The following is an 18645-nucleotide window of genomic DNA, read 5'->3' on the forward strand; positions in this document are numbered from 1 at the left end:
ATCACGACAGATGCATAGATGACTCTTCTTGTTTAAAGGTATTCTGGATTTTTTCAAAAAAGGTTCCACACATTAACCCTTTGCCACTCCCCTGCAAAGTCCTTATAATTGAGCACAATTTTTCTCTAATTTTAAGTGGATGACCATGAGTCGCGCCATATCGCATATTGATACCTTCCAAGGCTTAATTCTTGCCTTACAAACTTACTGGGCGGAGCAAGGCTGTGTAATTTTACAGCCTTACGACATGGAAATGGGCGCAGGAACATTCCATACAGCGACTTTCCTTCGTGCTTTAGGGCCTGAAACCTGGAACGCAGCCTACGTTCAGCCGTCACGTCGTCCGAAAGATGGCCGTTATGGCGAAAACCCCAACCGTCTGCAACATTATTACCAATTCCAGGTGGTACTGAAGCCAAACCCGGACAACATCCAACAGCTCTACCTTGACTCGCTTAAAGCGATTGGGATCGACCCACTGGTACACGACATTCGTTTTGTCGAAGACAACTGGGAATCGCCAACCCTCGGCGCTTGGGGTCTAGGCTGGGAAGTCTGGCTCAACGGTATGGAAGTGACTCAGTTTACTTATTTCCAGCAAGTGGGCGGTGTTGAATGCTACCCAGTGACAGGCGAAATCACCTACGGTCTTGAGCGTCTTGCCATGTACTTGCAAGGTGTAGACTCGGTTTACGATTTAGTTTGGACCAAAGGTCAGTTCGGTACTGTGACCTATGGCGATGTGTTCCATCAAAATGAAGTTGAGCAGTCAACTTATAACTTTGAATATGCAAACGTTGAAAAAATGTTTGAGCTGTTCGATTTCTACGAAGCTGAAGCAACGCGTTTAATCGAAGCTGAACTGCCATTGCCTGCTTATGAGCAAGTGATTAAAGCATCACACTGCTTTAACTTATTAGATGCGCGTGGCGCGATTTCGGTGACTGAACGTCAACGTTATATTTTACGTGTGCGTACTTTGGCACGTGCCATTGCAAATAGCTATGTAGCAGCGCGTGCGAAATTGGGCTTCCCGATGGCTGAACCTGAGCTTCGTGATGAAGTTTTAGCGCAGTTAAAAGCACAAGTTGAAGCGGAAGCAAAAGTTGAATCTAAGGAGAGCAAATAATGTCTAAACATACCGTTTTGTTCGAATTAGGCTGTGAAGAACTTCCACCGAAAAGCCTTAAAAAATTACGTGATGCATTGCAAGCAGAAACCGTAAAAGGCTTAAAAGATGCTGGTCTTGCTTTTGATTCTATCGAAGCCTATGCAGCACCACGTCGTTTAGCATTAAAAATTACCAATGTTGATGGCGCGCAAGCTGACACGCAAAAACGTTTCGACGGCCCTGCAAAGCAAGCAGCCTTTGATGCGGAAGGCAACCCAACCAAAGCGCTTGAAGGCTTTATGCGTGGTCAAGGCATCACGGTTGATCAAGTATCGACTTTCCAAGCCGGTAAAGTTGAAAAAGTGTGCTACCTAAAAGATGTCAAAGGCCAAAGCCTTGATGCACTTTTACCACAAATTTTACAAAATGCATTAGACAACCTGCCAATTGCAAAACGCATGCGTTCTGCGGCGAGCCGTACTGAATTTGTACGTCCTGTGAAATGGGTGGTATTGCTTAAAGACAACGACATTGTTGATGCAACCATTCAAGATCACAAAGCAGCTAACGTGACTTTCGGTCATCGTTTCCATGCACCTGAAGCAATCACTTTAACGCATGCTGACGAATACTTAGCGAAATTAAAAGCAGCGCATGTTGTGGCTTCTTTTGAAGAACGTCAAGCCATTATCGACCAACAAGTGAAAGCGTTGGCTGATGAAGTCAATGCCATTGCAATTGTACCAAGTGACCTTCGTGACGAAGTAACAGCATTGGTTGAATGGCCTGTTGCGCTTCGTGCCAGCTTTGAAGAACGCTTCCTTGCTGTTCCGCAAGAAGCATTAATTACCACCATGCAGGACAACCAAAAGTACTTCTGTTTAGTGAATGCTGACAATAAACTGCAACCGTACTTCATTACGGTGTCGAACATTGAGTCGAAAGACCCAACACAAATTATTGAAGGTAACGAGAAAGTGGTTCGTCCACGTTTGTCGGATGCTGAATTCTTCTTCCTGCAAGATCAAAAGCAACCGCTTGCATCGCGTAAAGAGAAATTGGCGAACATGGTGTTCCAAGCAGAATTGGGCACGCTTTGGAACAAGTCTGAACGTATTGCAAAATTGGCTGTGGCTTTAGCGCCAATTACAGGTGCAAATGCTGCCGATGCTGAAAAAGCAGCACTTCTTGCAAAATGTGATTTAACCTCTGAACTTGTGGGTGAGTTCCCTGAACTTCAAGGGATCGCGGGGACTTACTACGCACGTCTTGAAGGCGAAAATGATGAAGTTGCTGAGTCTTTAGGCGAGCAGTATTTACCTAAATTCGCGGGTGACGTTTTACCGAAAACCAAAACAGGTACAACCATTGCCCTTGCGGATCGTTTAGATACTTTGACGGGTATTTTTGGTATTGGTCAAGCGCCTACAGGCTCTAAAGACCCGTTTGCACTGCGTCGTTCTGCGATTGGTATTTTACGTCTAGTCACTGAAAATGAACTTGATGTATCAATTGAAGATTTGATCAAACTTGCTTTAGCTGCTTATGGCGATGTATTGAAAGATCACGACAAGACTTTAAATGATGCAGTTGCATTCCTTGAAGGCCGTTACCGTGCGAAATACGAAGACCAAGGCGTAGCTGTTGATGTGATTCAAGCTGTTCAAGCCTTGTCACCAAAATCTCCACTTGATTTTGACAAGCGTGTCAATGCAGTAAATCACTTCCGTGCCTTGCCTGAAGCTGCTGCGCTTGCTGCTGCAAACAAGCGTGTTGCCAATATTCTTGCAAAAGAAGCTGCTCCTGAAGGTCAAGTGGTTGAAGCAAACCTGGTTGAAGATGCTGAAAAAGCATTGTTCGCTGAACTTGCAAAAATTACACCTGTGGTTGAGCCGTTATTTACTGCCAAAGACTACACTGCTGCACTTTCAGCTTTAGCTGCACTTCGTGCACCAGTCGATGCGTTCTTTGACGGTGTGATGGTCATGGCTGATGATGCAGACCTTAAAGCAAACCGTTTACGTATGCTTGCTCAGCTGCGTGATTTGTTTACGAAAGTGGCTGATATTTCGGTGTTACAGCACTAAGTTCCGATTTAATAAAAAACCCGCTTTAAAGCGGGTTTTTTATTTCATACTTTTCATCAATTTCAGCCATTAAGCTTTTGAAATAGTCATTTTTTTCATTAAGATAAAAATTATATATTCGTCCAGCTCGTTCATCATTGCTCCGCATTGCTTTTCTCATTAACTCGATTGCAACTAGATAATCTTCAATTTCATTAAACCAATATTCACCATGTAATAATCGATTTTCTAAAGATTGTTTTAACGCTAAATATTCTCTCTGGATATTATCTAAAGCTGTATAAGCAAATAGTTTATTCTGCTCATCATAAATACTATGAATTTTTTCAAACCAATAAGAAATTGGCAACAAGCCAACTAATTTTTCATTTTCAAATTTCTTTTTAACTTCATTTTCCATAATAATTATTTCTTTATTCAGTCTTCTCAAGAGAACAATTGCTTCATCTAATTGCTTCTTGAGTAACTCATAAATAGAAATTTCTTCATAAACTGTATCTTCTTTCTTTTTAGAATATCTCAACAAGTCAAAACCAGATTTATTAATTGTGATACGAGAAATAAAATTATTAAATTCATCCTTATCTTTTTCGCTTCTTCCTCCTTCATTATTTAGGATTGTGTGCCCAATCGAAGCATTCCGAACCTTACGGATCTTTTTCAACTCACTATTTGCTTCCCATTGAACTTTGAATACTTCATATAGATGCTTCAAGCTATCTTGTTGAAGAATGAAACATTGTAAAATTCCATAGCAATGAATGTATTTAAGCCCTGTTTCTTTAGGAAACTCCGTTTGCAGATAATCCTTAAAGGCTAAGGATGTGTCTCCTAACACATCTAAAGCACTGCATAGCATCCACCATCTGTGCTTATCATTTAATAATTGGTAATGAAGAACTCCACAATTAATATAATTACGCAGCTGATTTTCTAAATTTTCTATTTGATCTAAAGAGTCTAGTAGATGATCCATACTTATATCTATACGGGTAGAGTATTCTTTAAAATTAGTTTTCAAATCATAGGCAATTTCATCTGAATTGCCTATACTCAACCTAACAACACTCAACAAGAAAGAATCATATGAAATTTAAAGCTCTTATTTTGACGGGTCTTGCGAGTATCGCAGTTACAGCTTGTACATCTGCACCAAAAATCCCGCAGCTTGAAGTTGGCGTCTTACAGGAAGTACAAAACCTCGAAGTATCTCCAGAAACCACCAACAACAAGGCAAAACTGACCAAGTTCCTCGACAAATGCGTGATTGAATTTACCGGCGATCTTGGCAATAACCGTGTCGTTGAACAATGGTCATTTAAAGGCCTTACCCTGATGGATGCAGGTTCAGCAACTTTCCAGCGCGACGGCACCAGCACTGCACAAAAGTTTGATCTACATACCGAAAATGTACAAAAAAACTTTATTTCACTCCGCCATCACTTTGCCAAAGATGCATTAACTCAATGTGACTAAGCATCCTGCCCTGTTTTTATTCAGAAAATGGGGCAATTCTTTATCTAAAATAAATAAAAACCGGTTTCATATCTCACCGCGCCGTCTTTCATTACAAAAAAGCTAAATTGTACTTCTTGGAAGCGCTAGCGAATCCATCAGATCTTCATTGTTTTCGTGAAATTATCCGCTACACTCAAAATCAAACAAAAGATCGCTATTTGACTACTTCGAGGTCGATCACATTATGATGATGAAAAAAGCTATTATTCTCGGCACTGCATTTTTAATCTGCATTCCAGCACTGGCACAAGCTGCAACCGAATCAGAAACACAAACCAGTAAGCCAATTGCTCCATATGGCACCAATCCAAATCTTTTGCATGTCTTTGCCTATAAAGCTCAGGAAGGCGTCATCAATACCGCAGAAAAAGTCGGTGAAGTGACTGAAAAAGGCATTGCCAAAGTCAAACCAGGTGTAGATCGTGCTTGGGGAAATACCAAGGCAGCGGCTTCAGAAACCGCACAAAAAGTCGATCAGGGAGCTACGCAAGCAGCCCAACAAACCAATCAGAAAATCCAGCAAACCAAAGAAGTGTGGCGCGCCAACCCTCAACAAGCAGCACCGATTGTGCAACAGCCTTTGAGTGAATCCTCTGCGCCTCAGCAAACCACAACACCGCAGATGCAGCCTCAATCCGGTTCCGGCACTGCCACCAGCTATGCAGTGACTGATTTATAAGAAAAGCCCGTCATGGGCTTTTTATTTATCTTTCAGCAAAAAATATTCACTTCAAGAGAAGGGTTAAAAATCAATTCACCTGCCGTATCGGCTGGCCATTTTTAAAAGCCTCAACATTTTCGACCATTTGATTCACAATGCGCTGCCGTGCATCAACACTGCCCCATGCATTATGCGGCGTCACAATCAGGTTTGGAATTGTTGCATCAAGTAAGATATTGCCTTCTTTCGGTGGCTCAACCGTTAAAACATCGGTCGCTGCACCGGCAATCTGACCCTCACGCAGCGCCTGCGCCAAGGCTGCTTCATCGACAATACCACCACGCGCACAGTTAATTAAAAATGCGCTTGGCTTCATGGCTTCGAGTTCAGCATGACTGATCAAATGCCGGGTGTCTTCAGTGAGTGGACAATGCAGACTGAGAAAATCAACTTGAGCAAGCAACTCGGTAAATGGTACACGGGATGCATCTGCTGGACGGTTTGGCAGCGCTGCAATGAGAACTTTCATGCCAAAAGCTTCAGCCAGTTTCGCCACCGCATGGCCCAGTTCACCATAACCGACAATGCCCAGTGTTTTTCCGGCCAGCTCGACAATTGGCGCATCCAGCAAACAGAATTGTGAAGATTTTTGCCACTGGCCTTGTTGTAGCGCATGTTGATAAGACAGAAATGAAGTGGCCAGATTGAGCATTAACATTAAGGTATGTTGTGCAACCGCAGAAGTACCATAAGCCTGACAGTTACAGACCACAATGCCGTGTGCTTTGGCTGCTGCCAGATCGACATTATTGCTGCCGGTCGCAGAAATCAGGATCAGTTTCAGTTCAGGAGATTGCTGAATGGTCGCAGCATCAATCAGTACTTTATTGCTAATAATGACCTCAACCTCGGCCACGCGGGAAGCAATCTCGGCGGCCGAAGTCGTTGGATACAACACAAGCGGATCAAAGGCTGCATGCAGTGCCTGAAAGTCCAAATCCTGTTGGTCTAGAGAAGCATAGTCTAAATAAACGGCTTTCATGGCTGTTCCCTCAATCCTGTTGAACCATTGATCTTTGTCATTTAAAACAAGTCATTGAGGCTTTTCAAGCAGTTTCCGCTCTACCAATCTTAATCTAGCGGTTTATCGAGATGATTGCGCAATGAACGCCGGATTTTATAGATCACATACACCGCCAGAATGATCATGAAAATAATCGATGCACTCATCATAATCACGGCTGGATGTACACTTTCTGCATGTGCCAGATTGGGCAGCGCTAAACCGACCATGAAACAGACTTGTATCATCTGGGCAGATTGCATCATATAGAGATCCCCTGGTTCGTTTCAACTATCGGGAGCAGTACGGGTGGATATTATTTATACCGCCTATCTCTATATTATGCCTAGCCAATCACATGTCAAGTAATTGTTTTTTATTAAAAAATAAAGCTAGTTTATCTCATTGTGCGTCACAAACTGCGTATTTTTGTCACTTTCATCGATAAAGGCCGCAGCGCCATACTCATTGGTACTTAAATTCAAGTGCTTATAGCTGAACATATAATAATCGCTATAACGTTTCATGAGAATCGGGTGCATGCCCAGACTGAGTTCATCCTGCTCCTTGATCAGTTTCATGACATGCCGGTCATTCATCACCACCAGATAACGCTCATCATTCAAGCTGATGCTCAATAGGCCATTGCCTTTGGCATAAATCGGAATCAGGAATTTATGGTTCAGGGCAATCGCGCCTTCTGCATAACTTTCGATTTTATGACTGATGACATTAAATACCAGACCATGTCCATATTGATCCAGAAGCAACTGACGATTTTCCTGCGGCAAATTGACATGAATGCCGAGCTTGAGCAGGTCATGCTGATCGACCTGTTTATTTTGCAATAATTCTCTTAAGATCACCTGTTTCTGGCTGGCATCAAAAAACTGATTATCCAGTTGCAGATCATTATTTTTCAGGATACGCCCCAAGGCCATACGATGGCGTGGCAAAACATTTTCAATGACTTTGCGATAATAGAACTTGCTGTTTTTCTTGACCCGACGCATTTTCTGGTAAAAATAACTCGGTTCGTAATCATGTACCAAAAAGTCATACAGCAATTCGGAACTGGCCAGAACGGCAATGGCATCATGTCCGGTAAATGGCAAATGCAGCACATGATGCTGCGGAATCAGGGCCTGTAATTTCAGATAATGCGCACGGTCTTCGGCACAATACGGATCATAAACAATAATATATTCGCACGTGCTATCGATATCTTCGGCTTCAACCCGCATTCCTGCATTCAGCTCTGGTTGATAGAACATATTGTAGCGGGCATCGTGTACATCATCCGGATTGATCGAATATTGCGGCACCATCGCCACCACGCGCTGCACGCCTAAGGCGCGGGAATACTTGATCGCGGCATAGCCACCCATCGAGCCGCCATAGGCAACCCGCTGCTGAAACGGCGCAATCAGTTCAGCCACTGCCTCTAACATGTTCCACATGGAACCTTGCGGGAACCAGGATTTGTGCTTGGGCATAATACCCAGAACATTGAATTCAAATTTCTGTAGCGACTTTTCTGCATTGATGTTGAGGCCCTTGGCACGGGTAATCAAATCGCCAAATGAAAAAATCAATTCTGAAGATGACCCCGGCATAAAAATCGCGCGTATATGCTCATCTTCAAAAACAATCTGCTTGTCCATAACTTTCCCGTGCTGGTAAATCGAACCCTTCCACAACAATTCAATCAATGAATGCTGTCAAAAAAGTGAATATGCTATTTTATATCGATCAAAAAGATTAAAAAGCGCAAAATATGACACAATCATTACATCCGGCAGCAAAACGGGGTTTTAGTGCATCTGCCGAGCTGTATCAGCAAGTGCGTCCCGATTATCCGGCAGAGATCAGTCAGTGGCTGGCCGATACTTTGACTTTGCCTGTCGATGCGCGTCTTTTGGATTTGGGCAGTGGGACCGGCAAGTTTATTCCTTATTTACGCCCGCTCAGTAAAAACATCATCGCTGTCGATCCGGTTGCGGAAATGCTGGCACAATTAAAACTGGCCCATCCGGACATTGAGGATGTTGAAGGCCTGAGCCATCAACTCCCCTTGCCTGATCATAGCCTGAATGCGGTATTTTGTGCACAGTCATTTCACTGGTTTGCGAATGCAGAGACCTTACAGGAACTCAACCGAGTCCTAAAACCCGATGCTTATCTGGTTCTGGTCTGGAATCAGCGGGATACCCGGGTAGACTGGGTTCAGGCACTGGCAGATTGTATCGCCCCCTTAGAAGGTGATACCCCGCGTTATCATAGCGGAGCGTGGCGCAAGGTGTTTGAACAACAAACCCTGTTTCAGCCGTATGCAGAAACCAGCATGACCCGGCAACACCATGGCAGTGTGGAGCAGGTGGTATCAAAACGGCTACTCTCGACCAGCTTTATTGCAGCCATGCCGGCATCCCGGCAAGCACAGCTCAAACAACAGTTTGAACAGATTATCTGGGACTATACAGCCAAAGGTATAGAGGAAATGATTGATTTTCCTTATATTACCCATATATACGTATTTAAAAAAACTAATTAAAAACAGGAGTTAATCATGCATAAAATATCAGGAATGACACGCACTGCCCTGTTTGCAGCAGTCATGCTGCTCATGGCATGTGACCAGAAAACATCGGAAAGTACCGAACCGGCTGCAGACAGTACGGCTTCAGATCAGGTGATGCAGGAACTGAAAACCGAGCCGCTGAAAGACTTTCCCAAAACCACTGATGATCCACATGATATTGCAGTACTGACCGATTATGAGCAACGTTTTCAGGAAATGAGTGCGGAGCTGGAAAAAGAATTAAACAGCATGCGTGATGAAGACAGCTTGAGTCCGGAGTTTATTCAGCAACGCCAGCGCGATCATGTACAGTCAGCCCTAAATATGCTGAAGGATTTAGAACTGAAAACCGAACAGGGCCGTTATATTCAGGGCATGATGTATCAATATTGGCAACATCAGGACAAATTGGTAAATAGTCCTAAGACTCAAACCAAAACAGTGAATGAGGCCAGTGAAAGTGTCAAAGGTTTAGGAAAATATCTGCATGCGCAAGAGCAACTAGAACGCTGGCGCTCGCAATATCCGGATCTGAATGCCAACACAGCATCTGCCCGCCCAACCAGTTAATTCCATGGAGCTCATTGCTTGCACCAAGCTTGACTAAAATACACAGCGAACATCTAAGCTCAACGGGTGCATACAGGCACCTTGAATAAGCATGATACTGTCCAGGCTTGGTCTGCATTTCAGAATAAAGTCTTTTTCTCCCTCAGCATAAAATGACTTAGCTGGCCTTTAGGAACTGATGCACCCCTTGACCTGCCGCCCGGCCTGTAGCAAAACAGGCTGTCAGCAGATAACCTCCAGTCGGTGCATCCCAGTCCAGCATTTCCCCACAAAGAAATACATACGGATTGGATTTAAGTTGGAGCTGTTCCGACAGCACTTCACGCTTGACCCCACCTGCACAGCTAATCGCTTCTTCAATCGGACGAAAGCCTGTAAGTGGAATGGTCAAATGTTTTATCTGCTTGGCTAATTCAGCAGCATCTTGCCACCAAGTCTTGGCCACCAGTTCACGCACCAAAGCCGCTTTGGCACCATCCAATCCGGCTTTACGCCAAACATTGCTTAAAGACTGCTTCTTAGTCGGCTGTAATTTTTTCGCCAATTGCCCCACACTTTGGTCAGGAAATAAATCCAGACTCAGTTGCATTTGCTGACCTTGTTTTAGCTGTTCGCGTAAACCTCTTCCCTGCTTATAAATCAAACCACTTTCAAGCCCATAATGACTGATCACAATGTCACCCGTGGTTTTTTCACCTTGCCCGACCCAGGCTTCTACACGTTTTAAAGGCTGACCAAAGACTGGCTGCATGAACTTGGACCATGGATATTCCACCCCGGCATTACTGGCCTGAAAAGCCTCAATCTCATCGGGTTTTAACCAGGCTTGCCATGCGCCGTCACTGCCCAGTTCTGACCAGGATATTGCGCCACAGGCCAAAATAATTGCATCAAATTTTTCAGTGCGAAGTTCATTATTTTTTAGATCGTGCAGCTCAAGCTGTTGCTGATGCAGTCGGCTGACTTTATGCCGGTAATGAAACTGGATGCCATGACTGGCCAAGCGCTTGAGCCAGGCACGCAGCAAGGGAGCAGCTTTCATCTCTGTGGGAAATACCCGACCGGATGAACCAATATAAGGCTCAATGCCTAGTTCCTGCATCCAGTTTTGAATCCAGACAGCATCCCACTGTTTGACCCATGGCGACAACCAGTCCACCTGATCATAACGCTGCACAAATTGCTCAACCGGTTCCGCATGAGAGATATTCAGGCCGGTTTTGCCTGCCATCAAAAATTTACGTGCAGCAGACGGTTTTTGCTCATAGACGTGCAGCTCATAATCAAACTGACTAAGGACTTCTGCGGCCATTAACCCGGCAGGGCCAGCGCCAACAATGGCAATACGTTTGCTCATCTGATTATTCCGCGATGCTAGCATTCTGCCCTTGCAAAGGCTGGAAATCATCAAACCGTGTCACATAAGCTTCAGGTTTAGTAATAATAAGTTGCTGACACAATTCCCCACGTTCCAGATATTTAATTTCAAAATGAGTGCGTGCTGAATCCTGGGCAATGACTTCTTTAATAAAAGGTAATTTCCACAGTTGTTCCGCCTGCTGTTCTGCTTCTTCGATATAAGCAGGAATATTACTGGCCAGTGTAATGGTTCCACCCGTCTTTAAACGGGAAAGTAAAAACTCAAAAAATGGCATATTGACCCAGCGCTGCGCCGGATTATGCGGTTCAGGATTTGGATACAAAATAAAGAATTGTTCTACCTGCTCTGGATACAATGCATGCACGATCCACGGCAAAGCATCGGCATGAACGGTCTGTAAATTGGCCTGACCTTCAATCCCGTGCTGTTTTTGCATGGCCAGGAATTTTTCGCGGGTACGTTCAATCGCAATCAGTTGAGTATCGGGGTGGGTCTTGGTAAATAACAAAGCATGTTTGCCTTTACCCGCCCCGACTTCGATGCAGACCGCTTCAGGACTGATGCTTTGAAAATCACGGGGTGCATGCATACGCTGTGCTTGAAATTGACGAATCGGCATAATCAGATCAAACTAATAAAAACCGCATAAGTCTACCAAGTGCGGCTATATTTGCCTAATCGAAGCTTTATTTTTCTTTGGAGTTGATCTCATGCCCACTACTTTAAACTGTCCGCGCTGTGGCAAACTGACGACCTGGGAAGAGAATGATTTCCGTCCTTTCTGTTCAGAACGCTGCAAGATGATTGACCTGGGCGCATGGGCCAATGAAGAATATAGCTTGCCCACTCAAGATGCACCGCAGGCGGACACTTCTGAGGATTAGAAGTTCTGTGCAGTAAAAAAATATTTCTGAACTGAAGACTATGTAGAAAATTAGCCAAAAATCACATAAAGTTTATAAAATCACCCTGAAAAGCCAACACGAATTAACACCATTCATCGTGCCTTAGCATTATTGTTCTACTCTAAATCTTCACATTATTTTTAGAGCAATAATATGAGCTATATTATTTTAAAAGTCATATTAGTTGGGGTGGGTCTACTGGCACTTCTCTCTCTGGGAGTCGGTATTTTCCAACAAGATAGCTTGTTTATTGTACTGGGTGTGCTTTTTGCTTTTATGGCCTGGCTAATTCACATGCAAACCCGTCAATTTAGCAGTGATCCATTTTCAAAATAAAAGACCAAGGATACTTGGTCTTTTATTCACGTCGATATTTAACCCGCTTTGCCTGCAACAAAGGGATTATGCTGCTTTTCAAAACCAATGGTGCTGATCGGTCCATGTCCTGAAATAAACTGGGTTTCATCCGGCAGGCTAAAACATTCACGCTGAATTGAATCCAAGAGCTGCTGATGATCGCCACGCGGGAAATCCGTACGGCCAATCGAGCCTTTAAACAGCACATCGCCCGTCCATAACAGGGCATGATTGCTATTATAAAACATCACATGGCCCGGGGTATGCCCTGGCGCGAAACGCACTTCAAATTCTTCATCACCGAGCTTCAGTATTTCCCCCCCTTCCAGCCATTGTGTCACTTCAACTTTTTCTGGAATCGGAAAACCATAACGTGCTGAAACCTCCTGAATCATGTCCAGCCAGAAAGCATCTTCCTTATGTGGCCCAATTACTGGTACATTCCAGGCTTTTTTCAAGGCGCCTACTGCACCTGCATGATCCAGATGTCCATGGGTCAGCCACAAAGCTTTTACGGTTAAGCCCAGAGCTTCGACCTCAGTTTTGAGTTTTTCAGCTTCGCCCCCTGCATCAATCAAAATGGCTTCTTTCGTGTCCGTATCCCAAATGATCGAACAGTTTTGCTGAAAGGCAGTAACCGGAACAATTTTGACTTGTAACATAGGGCAAAAAACCTCGGAAAAATTAATGAGCAAGCGTTTGTGTCAATGCATCCAGATTAGCCTGTAGCAAACTGTTCAGCAATCGCAAATGATCTTCACGGCTATTTAAAGCAGGAATATAACGATAACTGCCTCCCCCCAGAGATTTAAAAGTTTCGGCATTTTCTATGGCCAGCTCTTCAAGCGTTTCCAGACAGTCAGCCGAGAATGCCGGGCTCATCACCTGCACGGATTTCACCCCCTGTTTGGCCCAGTCTTCCAGCACAACATCGGTATAGGGCTTAATCCATTCCTGTTTGCCAAAACGTGACTGAAAGCTAATCGCATATTGCTCTGCACTCAGCCCTAACGCCTGTGCAACCAGTTGTCCGGTAATACGACAACGATCGGCATAAGGATCGCCTTTGTCGGCATAAGGCTGCGGAATACCATGAAAAGACATTAACAGTTTTTCCGGCTGACCATGTACTGCCTGATAGTCACGCACGCTTTGCGCCAGAGCCTGAATAAATAAAGGATGTTGATAATAATCCCGAATGATGCTCAAACCAGGCAAATTGCGTTGCTTCACTACCCATTTTGCTAGGGCATCATAGAGAGGTGCAGTCGAAGTAGCAGAATATTGGGGAAATAGTGGAAATAAGATCACATGGTCCTGCGGCTGTTCAGACACTCTGGCCAAAACCTGCTGAATATTCGGATTGCCATAAGTCATTGCTGGCACCACATTCAACTCAAACTGCGGATAGAGCTGGGTCAAATGAGTTTTGACTGTATTGACCTGTTGCAACAGGATTTCACGCATCGGTGAATCCTCTCCCCAGACCTGTGCATAGGCCTGTGAAACCCGCTTAGGCCGAAATGGCAAAATGAATAAACGCAGGATTATTTGCCAAATGGGTTTCGGAATTTCAATCACCCGCTGATCAGACAAAAACTGCTTCAGGAAACGGCGTACTGCTGGAATCGTGGGCGCATCTGGCGTACCCAAGTTGGCCAATATAATCGTCACTTTAGCTTTAGCAGGAGAAGACATTCAGTTTATCCGTCATGGTATCAACCCCTGTACTTTAACAGTTTTTGATTGATTCTCTATATGGATTAATACACTGACTTAGATTGAAAAGTACGATCTAAATCCAGCAAACTGCTGTCCAGTAATTTTTGAGCTTTCGGCGTAATCTGCCAGAGCATGCGCTGGCGGTCATCCCGACCTGATGGCACAATCCAGTCATTCTGGCGCATCTGAATTTTCAAGCTATGCAAGGCACGAATATTCATCTGGGCACGAGCCACGGCATGTGCACGTGGCATTTCTGCCCGTGCATCTTCCAGACCGTTTTCATTTAAATATTCATTCATCCGCTTGGAGAAAAACTCTTCCGGTGTCGGATTGACAAAGGTAGAGCCCAGCAGGGCCAATAATTGCGCCCAAGTCAGCTTCTTCTGAACTTTAATTTCCTTAAAGTTTCCATCCTGATAAGCCTGCATCCGGTATTCAAAAGAAAAAACTTCATGCATGGATACTTTAGGCAGGCTCAGGAACGGATCTATTTCCGCCGTTCCACCATCACGCTCCAGTTGGCTCACTTTAGCCTTAAGCTGATCAATCTCGTCATGCAGCGCCTGGGTATTTTGCGGACGCACCCATCCGGTCACCGGATAACGCTCCAGCATTTGCGGCATATTAAAACGTACTGCCATTTCCAGATCGCGCAAGCTGCGATAAGTAAAGACCTGGTCTACTTCCTGCTGCAGTAATTGACGAAATTCCTTAAACTTTTCCCGTAATTCCGGCTTGGTATCATGTAATGAGCTTTCACGTGATGCCGGATCGTCATGCATAAACACAATAATCGGTTTTTGCTTGGTCACTGCATAGATGTATTCGAGGTGCATATAACCGACACCCGAGACAGACTGTTCCCCATACTTACTGCCTAGCAAAATCACTACATAGTCACAATCATCAATCTGGCGGCGTGAAAAAGCAGTATTCAGCGGCGTACGCTGTTCCAGTCCCCAAGAGAAGAACCCCATACCCACTAATGTTTGAGACAAAATGATACGTTCCGGCTGCATTTCTGCCCCAGAGGTTGAGATGAACACTTGGTATCGTTTATCCAGCATGGGCTATCCTCTTCTCCTGTACATTTGCATAAAAAATGCATGAATTCATGCATTTTGACACAATATGACCACCCCAAAATGAAAAAATATCGTTCTTTTAAAATTATAAAAATGAGTTTTAAACTGCACTCATATTACTGATCTGCCATTTTAAACCGGCAGGAATCAGGTGCTGCAAAACCGGCCGGAGCTGTTCAGCATTCTGCCCACTCACCACCAATTCAATTTTCACGCTTTCTTTACGCTCATGCTCAAATAATAACTCATTTTTAATTAAAATTCGGGCCGTTTGTCTCGCAACTGCGAATCCTGAGTCAATTAATGTCAGCTTTTGACCAAAAATATACTGAATTGACGCTTTTAGGAAGGGGTAATGCGTACATCCCAGTACTAAATAATCAGCGCCTTGATCCACAACTGGTTGTAAAATCTCTATTAATGTTTGCAGACAGGCTTCACTCATCTGCTCTCCAGCCTCAACAAAAGGTACCAGTTCCAGACTGGTCACAGGCAGGACTTTAACCTGAGCCGGTTCGGCAAAACGGGAGATCACATCTTTAATCAGCTGCCCGCGAAAAGTGGCCGGTGTTGCCAAGACCGCAACTGTTTTCGACCGGGTATTCAAGACTGCAGGTTTAAGTGCTGGCACCAAACCGATAATTGGAAAGTTCTCGCCATAATAGTCACGCAAATAATCCAGACTAAAGGCAGAAGCCGTATTACAAGCCACGACTGCCACTTTACAGCCCTGACGATACAGCCATTCAATCGCCTGAGCAGTCAGGCTACGGATTTCCTGATCATCTCTCGGGCCATAAGGCACATGTGCAGTATCGGCATAATAGACAAAGCGTTCATTCGGCAGATGGCGGGCAATTTCCAGAGCCACCGATAAGCCGCCTACGCCCGAGTCAAAAATACCAATCGGCGCATCTGCTGTTGCGTTGGGCATCGGGTCTAATAGCGGGGAAATGGGTTGAATGGCGCTCATAACGGTCTGAATTGCGGTGTCAAAAACTCTAGCGACCAAGCTTAAACCTCAGGTGCTCAAATGCAAGTCTAAATCGCCACTTTTCAAACTTAAAACGGCTTCACCTGCCGGATTTTCATCAAGCTCTCCCATCTCGACCAGATGCAAAAATGCGGCACGCTGGATCAGGGCATTGATTCCAAAACGTACATGCACATAAGGTCGCAACTCATCTTTATATTCACGCATAAAGATCAGATGTTCAGCATCCACAATAATCAGGTCTTGGGTTGTGGTGCCCAGTTGTAAATAACTCAGTCCATTAATCTCGACCTGATCGACCTGATTGACCAATAAAGGTTCATCTTCCACTTCAATTTCAATCATTTCTACCGGTGTTTTTAGGTAGAATTTTCCCTGCTCTTTCCAAAGGACGGTTGCAAACAGGTCAATCATGGCTTGGCGTTTGATCAATTGACCTTCGTGCCACCATTCTCCATTGGCCAAAACCTTCAGATCCATTGTGCCACAATGCTTTGGCTGCCATTGCTCCAAAGGAGGAATTGACCTTTTGTGACCGCCCTGTGCATCTTTTAAGTATTGCGCGATATCCATTAAATTTTTATCATCAGGAGAAGTTACTTTTTTCGTCAGATGTTTGCTGGGTACTGGCTTATCCATAAAAGAAGACCTTAATGACGGAAAAATAATATGTTTCAGCCAATTGGCTAAAACTCGGTTTAAAACTATACTAGCCCAGATTATCAAAGACACCAGTATTTTTGTGTCTAGGAACCAAGAACACTTATGGCAGCACCCAATCATCCGATTATGGTTGCCACCGAATAGTAATATGAGGAGTCCTACATGGAACACATCGAACGTGAATCGATGGAGTTTGACGTCGTCATCGTCGGCGCAGGCCCTGCGGGTCTATCTGCTGCGATCAAAATCCGTCAACTTGCAATTGAAAACAACTTAAATGATTTGTCCGTTTGTGTCGTAGAAAAAGGCTCCGAAGTTGGCGCACATATTCTGTCTGGTGCTGTGCTAGAACCGCGTGCCATCAATGAATTGTTCCCGGACTGGAAAGAACAAGGCGCGCCGCTCAATGTGCCGGTGACTGAAGATAAAACCTTCTTCCTGCTTTCAGATGAAAAATCACAAGAAGCACCACACTGGATGGTGCCAAAAACCATGCACAATGATGGCAACTACGTCATCTCGCTCGGCAACGTGGTGCGCTGGTTAGGCCAAAAAGCTGAAGAACTGGAAGTTTCAATCTTCCCGGGCTTTGCCGCCTCAGACATTCTGTATCATGCAGATGGTACGGTAAAAGGCATCCAGACCGGTGACATGGGCATTGGTAAAGATGGCGAACCGACGCATAACTTTACTCCGGGTTATGAACTGCATGCCAAATATACGATTTTTGCTGAAGGCTGTCGTGGTCACCTCGGTAAACGTCTGATTGAACAGTTCAATCTGGCCAAAGATGCAGATCCACAGCATTACGGGATCGGCATTAAAGAACTCTGGGAGATTGATCCTGCCAAGCACAAACCGGGTCTGGTGATGCACGGCGCCGGCTGGCCATTGAATGAAACCGGTTCTTCAGGCGGCTGGTGGCTGTATCATGCTGAAAACAATCAGGTGACTTTGGGCATGATCGTGGATCTGTCCTACACCAACCCGCATATGTATCCATTCATGGAAATGCAGCGCTGGAAAACCCATCCTTTAATCAAGCAGTATTTAGAAGGCGGCAAGCGTATTTCTTATGGCGCCCGTGCCGTGACCAAAGGTGGCTTTAACTCGTTACCGAAGTTCACTTTCCCGGGTGGCTCACTCATTGGTGATGATGCCGGCTTCCTGAACTTTGCCAAAATCAAAGGCTCACATACCGCAATGAAATCCGGCATGCTCTGCGGTGAAGCGGTATTTGAAGCGATTGCGGCTGGTGTGGAAAAAGGCGGTGATCTGGCGATTGCACGTGTGGTTGAGGGTGACGATTTCTTTGTTAAGGAACTCACCGCGTATACCGACAAGTTCAACAACAGCTGGCTCAAAGAAGAGTTATACAATTCACGTAACTTTGGCCCGGCGATGCACAAGTTCGGTCAATGGATGGGTGGTGCATTTAACTTTATCGACCAGAACGTGTTCAAAGTACCATTTACCCTGCATGATCTGGTGCAAGACCATGCTGCACTGAAAACCCAAGCCGCTGAAAGCTTCAAGCCAAACTATCCAAAACCGGATGGCAAGCTGACTTTTGACCGTTTATCTTCTGTATTTGTATCGAATACCGTGCATGAAGAAAACCAGCCTGCGCATTTAAAGCTGACCGATGCCTCTATTCCGGTTGAAGTAAACCTGCCTAAATGGGATGAACCGGCGCAGCGTTACTGCCCGGCGGGTGTCTATGAAATCATGGAAAATAATGACGGTTCAAAACGTTTCCAGATCAATGCAGCCAACTGTGTGCACTGCAAGACCTGTGACATTAAAGATCCGTCTCAGAACATCACCTGGGTAACACCAGAAGGTGGCGGTGGTCCTAATTACCCTAACATGTAATTAGTATCCGAATATGTAATTCGGCTAGTCCTTGCGCGAGTTCATACCCTAACATGTAATGTTAGGGTA

At 44.7% G+C, this 18645-nt stretch carries 20 protein-coding genes; 9 read left to right on the forward strand and 11 right to left on the reverse strand.

The genetic code is table 11. The annotated features are described in order from the left end of the window. Positions 1–145 precede the first annotated feature (145 nt). Both glyQ and glyS read left to right on the forward strand, forming a co-directional pair. On the forward strand, positions 146–1129 hold the full coding sequence (glyQ, locus tag CWI32_RS03805) for a glycine--tRNA ligase subunit alpha (protein WP_005095400.1): 984 nt from the start codon (positions 146–148) through the stop codon (positions 1127–1129). Beyond that, the gene (gene glyS, locus CWI32_RS03810; RefSeq protein WP_100534665.1) at positions 1129–3198 is read left to right on the forward strand and encodes a glycine--tRNA ligase subunit beta; all 2070 of its coding nucleotides are present in this window, start codon (positions 1129–1131) and stop codon (positions 3196–3198) included. Before glyQ ends, glyS begins: the two co-directional genes overlap by 1 nt. A 25-nt stretch (positions 3199–3223) precedes the next feature. On the opposite strand, the gene CWI32_RS03815 is transcribed toward glyS, so the two are convergent. Further along, on the reverse strand, positions 3224–4273 hold the full coding sequence (locus CWI32_RS03815) for a hypothetical protein (protein ID WP_141667087.1): 1050 nt from the start codon (positions 4271–4273) through the stop codon (positions 3224–3226). An 11-nt stretch (positions 4274–4284) separates the two neighbouring features. On the opposite strand from CWI32_RS03815, the gene CWI32_RS03820 reads away from it, so the two are divergent. Both CWI32_RS03820 and CWI32_RS03825 read left to right on the forward strand, forming a co-directional pair. After that, a complete protein-coding gene (locus CWI32_RS03820; protein ID WP_100534666.1) occupies positions 4285–4674 on the forward strand; it encodes a hypothetical protein in 390 nt (129 codons plus the stop codon). Between the two features lie 226 nt (positions 4675–4900). Then, positions 4901–5395, forward strand: coding sequence for a hypothetical protein (locus tag CWI32_RS03825; RefSeq protein ID WP_100355482.1), 495 nt, complete (start codon positions 4901–4903; stop codon positions 5393–5395). Between the two features lie 70 nt (positions 5396–5465). Here the strand turns inward: CWI32_RS03825 and CWI32_RS03830 are convergent, their stop codons facing one another. The 3 genes from CWI32_RS03830 to CWI32_RS03840 form a co-directional block, all read right to left on the reverse strand. After that, the gene (locus CWI32_RS03830; protein ID WP_100534667.1) at positions 5466–6419 is read right to left on the reverse strand and encodes a 2-hydroxyacid dehydrogenase; all 954 of its coding nucleotides are present in this window, start codon (positions 6417–6419) and stop codon (positions 5466–5468) included. A gap of 89 nt (positions 6420–6508) precedes the next feature. Continuing rightward, positions 6509–6706 carry a hypothetical protein gene (locus CWI32_RS03835; RefSeq protein ID WP_005172920.1) on the reverse strand — a complete coding sequence of 66 codons (198 nt, stop codon included), beginning with the start codon at positions 6704–6706 and terminating at the stop codon, positions 6509–6511. Positions 6707–6832: 126 nt separating this feature from the next. Next, positions 6833–8104: a hypothetical protein gene (locus tag CWI32_RS03840; protein ID WP_100534668.1), complete on the reverse strand. Its 1272-nt coding sequence runs from the start codon at positions 8102–8104 to the stop codon at positions 6833–6835. A 113-nt stretch (positions 8105–8217) separates the two neighbouring features. On the opposite strand from CWI32_RS03840, the gene CWI32_RS03845 reads away from it, so the two are divergent. Together CWI32_RS03845 and CWI32_RS03850 are read left to right on the forward strand one after the other, a co-directional pair. After that, positions 8218–8994 carry a class I SAM-dependent methyltransferase gene (locus CWI32_RS03845; protein ID WP_100534669.1) on the forward strand — a complete coding sequence of 259 codons (777 nt, stop codon included), beginning with the start codon at positions 8218–8220 and terminating at the stop codon, positions 8992–8994. 15 nt (positions 8995–9009) lie between these two features. Continuing rightward, positions 9010–9591 carry a hypothetical protein gene (locus CWI32_RS03850; protein WP_100534670.1) on the forward strand — a complete coding sequence of 194 codons (582 nt, stop codon included), beginning with the start codon at positions 9010–9012 and terminating at the stop codon, positions 9589–9591. A gap of 157 nt (positions 9592–9748) precedes the next feature. Here the strand turns inward: CWI32_RS03850 and CWI32_RS03855 are convergent, their stop codons facing one another. Further along, positions 9749–10948, reverse strand: coding sequence for a TIGR03862 family flavoprotein (locus CWI32_RS03855; RefSeq protein WP_100534763.1), 1200 nt, complete (start codon positions 10946–10948; stop codon positions 9749–9751). A 4-nt stretch (positions 10949–10952) separates the two neighbouring features. Next, positions 10953–11597 carry a class I SAM-dependent methyltransferase gene (locus CWI32_RS03860; RefSeq protein ID WP_171063366.1) on the reverse strand — a complete coding sequence of 215 codons (645 nt, stop codon included), beginning with the start codon at positions 11595–11597 and terminating at the stop codon, positions 10953–10955. 85 nt (positions 11598–11682) lie between these two features. Between CWI32_RS03860 and CWI32_RS03865 the strand changes: the two genes are divergently transcribed. Next, positions 11683–11856 carry a DNA gyrase inhibitor YacG gene (locus tag CWI32_RS03865; protein WP_005095374.1) on the forward strand — a complete coding sequence of 58 codons (174 nt, stop codon included), beginning with the start codon at positions 11683–11685 and terminating at the stop codon, positions 11854–11856. A 174-nt stretch (positions 11857–12030) separates the two neighbouring features. Beyond that, the gene (locus CWI32_RS03870; RefSeq protein WP_005095373.1) at positions 12031–12213 is read left to right on the forward strand and encodes a hypothetical protein; all 183 of its coding nucleotides are present in this window, start codon (positions 12031–12033) and stop codon (positions 12211–12213) included. Positions 12214–12251: 38 nt separating this feature from the next. Here the strand turns inward: CWI32_RS03870 and CWI32_RS03875 are convergent, their stop codons facing one another. The 5 genes from CWI32_RS03875 to CWI32_RS03895 all read right to left on the reverse strand — a co-directional run bounded on the left by CWI32_RS03875 (position 12252) and on the right by CWI32_RS03895 (position 16677). After that, positions 12252–12896: an MBL fold metallo-hydrolase gene (locus CWI32_RS03875; protein WP_100534671.1), complete on the reverse strand. Its 645-nt coding sequence runs from the start codon at positions 12894–12896 to the stop codon at positions 12252–12254. A gap of 22 nt (positions 12897–12918) precedes the next feature. Beyond that, entirely contained in the window at positions 12919–13932 is a 1014-nt protein-coding gene (gene hemH, locus CWI32_RS03880) for a ferrochelatase (protein WP_100534672.1), read from the reverse strand. 65 nt (positions 13933–13997) lie between these two features. Further along, positions 13998–15026 (reverse strand): DUF4062 domain-containing protein, encoded by a 1029-nt coding sequence (locus CWI32_RS03885; RefSeq protein WP_100534673.1) that lies wholly within the window; start codon positions 15024–15026, stop codon positions 13998–14000. A 118-nt stretch (positions 15027–15144) separates the two neighbouring features. Further along, positions 15145–16017 carry a glutamate racemase gene (gene murI, locus CWI32_RS03890; RefSeq protein ID WP_100355488.1) on the reverse strand — a complete coding sequence of 291 codons (873 nt, stop codon included), beginning with the start codon at positions 16015–16017 and terminating at the stop codon, positions 15145–15147. Between the two features lie 48 nt (positions 16018–16065). After that, positions 16066–16677 carry a DUF1285 domain-containing protein gene (locus CWI32_RS03895; RefSeq protein WP_100534674.1) on the reverse strand — a complete coding sequence of 204 codons (612 nt, stop codon included), beginning with the start codon at positions 16675–16677 and terminating at the stop codon, positions 16066–16068. 186 nt (positions 16678–16863) lie between these two features. Here CWI32_RS03895 and CWI32_RS03900 point away from each other — a divergent pair, with 186 nt between their 5' ends. Then, positions 16864–18576 (forward strand): electron transfer flavoprotein-ubiquinone oxidoreductase, encoded by a 1713-nt coding sequence (locus CWI32_RS03900; protein ID WP_005095364.1) that lies wholly within the window; start codon positions 16864–16866, stop codon positions 18574–18576. The last annotated feature ends 69 nt before the right edge of the window (positions 18577–18645 follow it).

Source organism: Acinetobacter pseudolwoffii (genome assembly GCF_002803605.1).
In the GTDB taxonomy this organism is placed as follows: Bacteria; Pseudomonadota; Gammaproteobacteria; order Pseudomonadales; family Moraxellaceae; genus Acinetobacter; species Acinetobacter pseudolwoffii.

What these genes read in the sequence shown, in the direction of transcription:
- CWI32_RS03875 (WP_100534671.1), bottom strand. Translation starts at nt 12,896, where the DNA reads ATGTTACAAGTCAAAATTGTTCCGGTTACTGCCTTTCAGCAAAACTGT.
- CWI32_RS03895 (WP_100534674.1), bottom strand. Translation starts at nt 16,677, where the DNA reads ATGGATAAGCCAGTACCCAGCAAACATCTGACGAAAAAAGTAACTTCT.
- CWI32_RS03820 (WP_100534666.1), top strand. Translation starts at nt 4,285, where the DNA reads ATGAAATTTAAAGCTCTTATTTTGACGGGTCTTGCGAGTATCGCAGTT.
- CWI32_RS03885 (WP_100534673.1), bottom strand. Translation starts at nt 15,026, where the DNA reads ATGCTGGATAAACGATACCAAGTGTTCATCTCAACCTCTGGGGCAGAA.
- CWI32_RS03850 (WP_100534670.1), top strand. Translation starts at nt 9,010, where the DNA reads ATGCATAAAATATCAGGAATGACACGCACTGCCCTGTTTGCAGCAGTC.
- CWI32_RS03865 (WP_005095374.1), top strand. Translation starts at nt 11,683, where the DNA reads ATGCCCACTACTTTAAACTGTCCGCGCTGTGGCAAACTGACGACCTGG.
- glyQ (WP_005095400.1), top strand. Translation starts at nt 146, where the DNA reads ATGAGTCGCGCCATATCGCATATTGATACCTTCCAAGGCTTAATTCTT.
- CWI32_RS03845 (WP_100534669.1), top strand. Translation starts at nt 8,218, where the DNA reads ATGACACAATCATTACATCCGGCAGCAAAACGGGGTTTTAGTGCATCT.
- CWI32_RS03870 (WP_005095373.1), top strand. Translation starts at nt 12,031, where the DNA reads ATGAGCTATATTATTTTAAAAGTCATATTAGTTGGGGTGGGTCTACTG.
- CWI32_RS03840 (WP_100534668.1), bottom strand. Translation starts at nt 8,104, where the DNA reads ATGGACAAGCAGATTGTTTTTGAAGATGAGCATATACGCGCGATTTTT.
- CWI32_RS03835 (WP_005172920.1), bottom strand. Translation starts at nt 6,706, where the DNA reads ATGATGCAATCTGCCCAGATGATACAAGTCTGTTTCATGGTCGGTTTA.
- CWI32_RS03900 (WP_005095364.1), top strand. Translation starts at nt 16,864, where the DNA reads ATGGAACACATCGAACGTGAATCGATGGAGTTTGACGTCGTCATCGTC.
- murI (WP_100355488.1), bottom strand. Translation starts at nt 16,017, where the DNA reads ATGAGCGCCATTCAACCCATTTCCCCGCTATTAGACCCGATGCCCAAC.
- CWI32_RS03830 (WP_100534667.1), bottom strand. Translation starts at nt 6,419, where the DNA reads ATGAAAGCCGTTTATTTAGACTATGCTTCTCTAGACCAACAGGATTTG.
- CWI32_RS03825 (WP_100355482.1), top strand. Translation starts at nt 4,901, where the DNA reads ATGATGATGAAAAAAGCTATTATTCTCGGCACTGCATTTTTAATCTGC.
- CWI32_RS03855 (WP_100534763.1), bottom strand. Translation starts at nt 10,948, where the DNA reads ATGAGCAAACGTATTGCCATTGTTGGCGCTGGCCCTGCCGGGTTAATG.
- hemH (WP_100534672.1), bottom strand. Translation starts at nt 13,932, where the DNA reads ATGTCTTCTCCTGCTAAAGCTAAAGTGACGATTATATTGGCCAACTTG.
- glyS (WP_100534665.1), top strand. Translation starts at nt 1,129, where the DNA reads ATGTCTAAACATACCGTTTTGTTCGAATTAGGCTGTGAAGAACTTCCA.